A 4870-nucleotide genomic window follows, 5' to 3' on the forward strand; every position below is an offset into this window, starting at 1 on the left:
CCGCCCGCAGACGGCCCAGCCCGCCGCCTGGTGTCACTCTCCGGAGCCTTTCGTGCGCATTCTGCTGCTGTCCACCGCCGACACCGACCTGCTCGCCGCCCGGGCCAGCGGCGCCGGCTACCGGTCGGCGAACCCCACCCGGGTCGCCGCCGACGCCGTGCCGGCGCTGCTCGACGGCGTCGACCTCGCCGTCGTACGGCTGCTCGGCGGCCGGCAGGCGTGGCCGGACGGCCTCGCGGCCGTGCTCGGCTCCGGGGTGCCGACGGTCGTGCTCGGCGGCGAGTCGGTGCCCGACGCCGAGCTGATGGCCGCGTCCACGGTGGCATCCGGGGTGGCCACCGGGGCCCTGGCGTACCTGGTCGAGGGTGGACCCCGCAACCTCGCCGAGCTGGCCCGGTTCCTCTGCGACACGGTGCTGTTCACCGGCGAGGGCTTCGCCCCGCCCGCGCCCACCCCCGGGTACGGCGTGCACGGCGAGCGGCCCGCCAAGCCCGAACGCCCCACCGTCGGGATCGTCTTCTACCGGGCGCACGCCCTCGCCGGGAACACCGCCTTCGTCGACGCCCTCGCCGACGCGGTCGACGCCGCCGGGGCGAACCCCCTGCCGATCTTCTGCGGCTCGCTGCGCGGACTCGCCCCCGGCGACGGGCCCCTGGAGCTGTTCGCCCGCTGCGACGCCCTCGTCGTCACCGTGCTGGCCGCTGGCGGGACGGTGGCCGCCGACGCCTCCGGCGGGGGCGACGACGACGCCTGGGACGTCGGCGCGCTCGCCGCCCTCGACGTGCCGATCGTCCAGGCGCTCTGCCTGACCAGCACCCGCGACCAGTGGGCCGGCAGCGACGCCGGGCTGTCCCCGCTGGACGCCGCCATGCAGGTGGCCATCCCCGAGTTCGACGGCCGGATCGTCACCGTGCCGTTCTCGTTCAAGCGGATCGACGCCGACGGGCTGTCGGTCTACGAGCCCGACCCCGAGCGGGCCGCCCGGGTAGCCGGGATCGCCGTGCGCCAGGCCCGGCTGCGGCACGTCCGCAACGCTGACAAGCGGCTGGCGATCGTGCTCAGCTCGTACCCGACGAAGCACTCCCGGGTCGGCAACGCCGTCGGACTGGACACCCCCGCCTCGGCGGTGCGGCTGCTCGCCGCGCTCGCCGACGCCGGCTACGACCTCGGCGACCGGCCCGTCCCCGACGACGGCGACGCGCTCATCCACGCCCTGATCGCCGCCGGCGGCCACGACGTCGAGTGGCTCACCCCCGAGCAGCTCGCCGCCGCCGACGCCCGGGTGCCGGGGGAGGGCTACCGGCGCTGGTTCGACGCGGTCCCGGCCGGGCTGCGCGAGCGGATCGGCCAGCACTGGGGCGAACCGCCCGGCGAGCTGTACATCGACGACGGGCACATCGTGCTCGCCGGCCTGCGGCTGGGCAACGTGCTGCTGACGATCCAGCCGCCGCGCGGCTTCGGCGAGAACCCGATCGCCATCTACCACGACCCGGACCTGCCGCCCAGCCACCACTACCTCGCCGCGTACCGCTGGCTGGCCGCCCCCACCGCGCAGGGTGGGTTCGGCGCGGACGCCGTGGTGCACCTGGGCAAGCACGGCACCCTGGAGTGGCTGCCCGGCAAGGGCCTCGGCCTGGCCGCCGACTGCGCCCCCGACGCCGTCCTCGGCGACCTGCCGCTGGTGTACCCGTTCATCGTCAACGACCCCGGCGAGGGCACCCAGGCCAAGCGCCGCGCCCACGCCGTCGTCGTCGACCACCTCGTGCCGCCGATGGCCCGCGCCGAGACGTACGGCGACCTCGCGAAGCTCGAACAGCTCCTCGACGAGTACGCGACCGTGCAGGCGCTCGACCCGGCCAAGGTGCCGACGGTCCGGGCCCAGATCTGGGACCTGGTGCGCGCCGCCGAGCTGCACCACGACCTGCACACCGAGGACATGCCCGCCGCCGACGACTTCGACGACTTCGTGCTGCACCTCGACGGGTACCTGTGCGAGGTCAAGGACGTGCAGATCCGCGACGGCCTGCACGTCCTCGGCGACGCGCCCACCGGCGAGGCCCGGGTCAACCTCGTCCTCGCCGTGCTGCGCGCCCCCCAGGTCTGGGGCGGGGTACGCGCCCTGCCCGGCCTGCGCCAGGCGCTCGCCGCCGCGTACGGCCTCGACGAGCAGGACCTGCTCGCCGCCCCCGGGCGGCGGATCGCCGTGCCGGCGGAGCTGACCGACGCCGTGGACGGACCCGCCGGCACCGCCGCCGACGCCGTCGACCTGATCGAGGGGCTGGCCCGCCGCCTCGTCGTGGGCATGCAGACCCTCGGCTGGGCCGCCGACTTCGTCGACGCCGTCGTCGAGGAGGTCACCGGCCGGGCCGTGTCCGACGTCGCCGACGTGCTGCGCTTCGCCGCCCGCGAGGTGGTGCCCCGCCTGGCGCGTACCACCGACGAGATCGACCGGGTCCTCGCCGCGCTCGACGGCCGGTTCGTGCCGCCCGGCCCGTCCGGCTCGCCCACCCGGGGCCTGGTCAACGTGCTGCCCACCGGACGCAACTTCTACTCCGTCGACCCGAAGGCCATCCCCAGCCGCAACGCCTGGGACGTCGGCGTCGCCCTCGCGGACTCGCTGCTGGCCCGGCACCTCGCCGACACCGGCGGGTACCCCCGCTCGGTCGGGCTCACCGTGTGGGGCACCAGCGCCATGCGCACGCAGGGCGACGACATCGCCGAGGTGCTCGCCCTGCTCGGCTGCCGCCCCACCTGGGACGACCGGTCCCGCCGGGTCACCGGCGTCGAGGTGGTGCCGCTGGCCGAGCTGGGTCGGCCGCGCGTCGACGTCACCGTCCGCATCTCCGGGTTCTTCCGCGACGCGTTTCCACACGTCGTCGCGCTGATCGACGAGGCGGTGCGTCGGGTCGCCGCCCTCGACGAGCCGGCCGGGGAGAACTTCGTCGCCGCGCACGTCGCCGCCGACCTCGCCGAACACGGCGACGAGCGCCGGGCCACCGCCCGCGTGTTCGGCTCCAAGCCCGGGGCGTACGGGGCGGGGCTGCTGCCGCTGATCGACGCCCGCAACTGGCGCAGCGATGCCGACCTCGCCGAGGTGTACGCGGTCTGGGGCGGCTACGCGTACGGCCCCGGCCTGGACGGGCGGGAGGCCCGCGCCGACATGGAACGCTCCTTCGCCCGCATCGCCGTCGCGGTGAAGAACCAGGACACCCGCGAGCACGACATCGTCGACTCCGACGACTACTTCCAGTACCACGGCGGGATGGTGGCGATGGTCCGCCACCTCACCGGCGTCGCGCCGGCCGCGTACGTGGGGGACTCGGCGATGCCGCACGACGTGCGCACCCGCACCCTCGGTGAGGAGACCCGGCGGGTGTTCCGGGCCCGCGTGGTGAACCCGAGGTGGATCGCCGCGATGCGCCGGCACGGCTACAAGGGCGCGTTCGAGCTGGCCGCCACCGTGGACTACCTGTTCGGCTACGACGCCACCGCCGGCGTCGTCGACGACTGGATGTACGAGCACCTCGCCGCCGCGTACGTCTTCGACGACACCACCCGGCAGTTCCTTGAGGAGTCCAACCCGTGGGCGCTGCGCGGCATCACCGAGCGGCTCCTCGAAGCCGCCGACCGGGGCCTGTGGGCCGCACCCGAGCCGGCCACCCTCGACCGGCTCCGCGAGACGTACCTGGCCAGCGAGGGTGACCTGGAGGACCGGCAATGAGTCTCTTTCCGTTCTCGGCCGTCCTGGGCATGGACGACATGCGCCTCGCGCTGCTGCTCAACGCCGTGTCCCCGGCCATCGGCGGGGTCCTCGTGCGGGGCGAGAAGGGCACCGCGAAGTCCACCGCCGTGCGGGCGCTCGCCGCGCTGCTCCCGCCCGTCGACCACCTGGCCGGCTGCCGGTTCGCCTGCGACCCGAGGGCCGTGGACCCGTCCTGCCCCGACGGCCCGCACCCGGTCGACCCGTCGGAGCCGACCCGCGCCGCCGGGCGCACCGAGCGCCGCCCGACCCGCCTGGTCGAGCTGCCCGTCGGCGCCGCCGAGGACCGGGTGGTCGGCTCGCTCGACCTGGAGAAGGCCCTCGCCGAGGGGGTACGCGCCTTCGAACCCGGCCTGCTCGCCGCCGCCCACCGGGGCGTGCTCTACGTCGACGAGGTCAACCTGCTCCACGACCACCTCGTGGACCTGCTCCTCGACGCCGCCGCGATGGGCCGCAACCACGTGGAGCGGGAGGGCGTCTCGGTCAGCCACGCGTCCCGGTTCCTGCTGGTCGGCACGATGAATCCGGAGGAGGGTGAGCTGCGCCCGCAGCTACTGGACCGGTTCGGCCTCACCGTGGCGGTGACCGCCAGCCGCGACCCCGCCGTCCGGGTGGAGGTGGTGCGCCGCCGGCTCGCCGCCGACGCCGACCCGGCCGGGTTCGCCGCCCGCTGGGCCGACGCCGACGCGCGGGTGGCCCAGCGGGTCGCCGCGGCCCGCGACCGGCTCGACCGGGTGCTGCTGCCCGATGCCGCGCTGCGCCAGATCGCCGAGGTCTGCGCCGCGTTCGACGTGGACGGGATGCGCGCCGACATCGTCACCGCCCGCGCCGCGCTGGCGCACGCCGCCTGGCAGGACCGGACGGTGGTGACCGCCGAGGACGTCCGGGTCGCAGCCCGGCTCGCCCTGCCGCACCGCCGACGCCGCGACCCGTTCGACACCCCGGGGCTGGACGAGGAGCGTCTCGACGAGGCGTTGCGGCGGGCCGCCGAGCCGGCGCAGAACCACGACGTTGATCGCCGCGACGATCGCGATCAGGGCGAACAGCAGCCAGGCGACCGCCGAGCCGTAGCCGAAGTTGTAGTGCGGCGCGAAAGCGTTCTCGAACATG

At 75.4% G+C, this 4870-nt stretch carries 2 protein-coding genes; both read left to right on the forward strand.

Annotated elements, in window-relative coordinates; genetic code table 11:
- The first annotated feature begins 52 nt into the window (after nt 1–52).
- Nucleotides 53–3721 carry a cobaltochelatase subunit CobN gene (gene cobN, locus E1258_RS29895; RefSeq protein ID WP_132406999.1) on the forward strand — a complete coding sequence of 1223 codons (3669 nt, stop codon included), beginning with the start codon at nt 53–55 and terminating at the stop codon, nt 3719–3721.
- The coding region (locus E1258_RS29900; protein ID WP_165949935.1) for an ATP-binding protein at nt 3718–4870 on the forward strand (1153 nt) is incomplete at its 3' end. The genes cobN and E1258_RS29900, both read left to right, overlap by 4 nt.

The sequence above is a fragment of the Micromonospora sp. KC207 genome (assembly GCF_004348615.1).
Lineage (GTDB): Bacteria > Actinomycetota > Actinomycetes > Mycobacteriales > Micromonosporaceae > Micromonospora.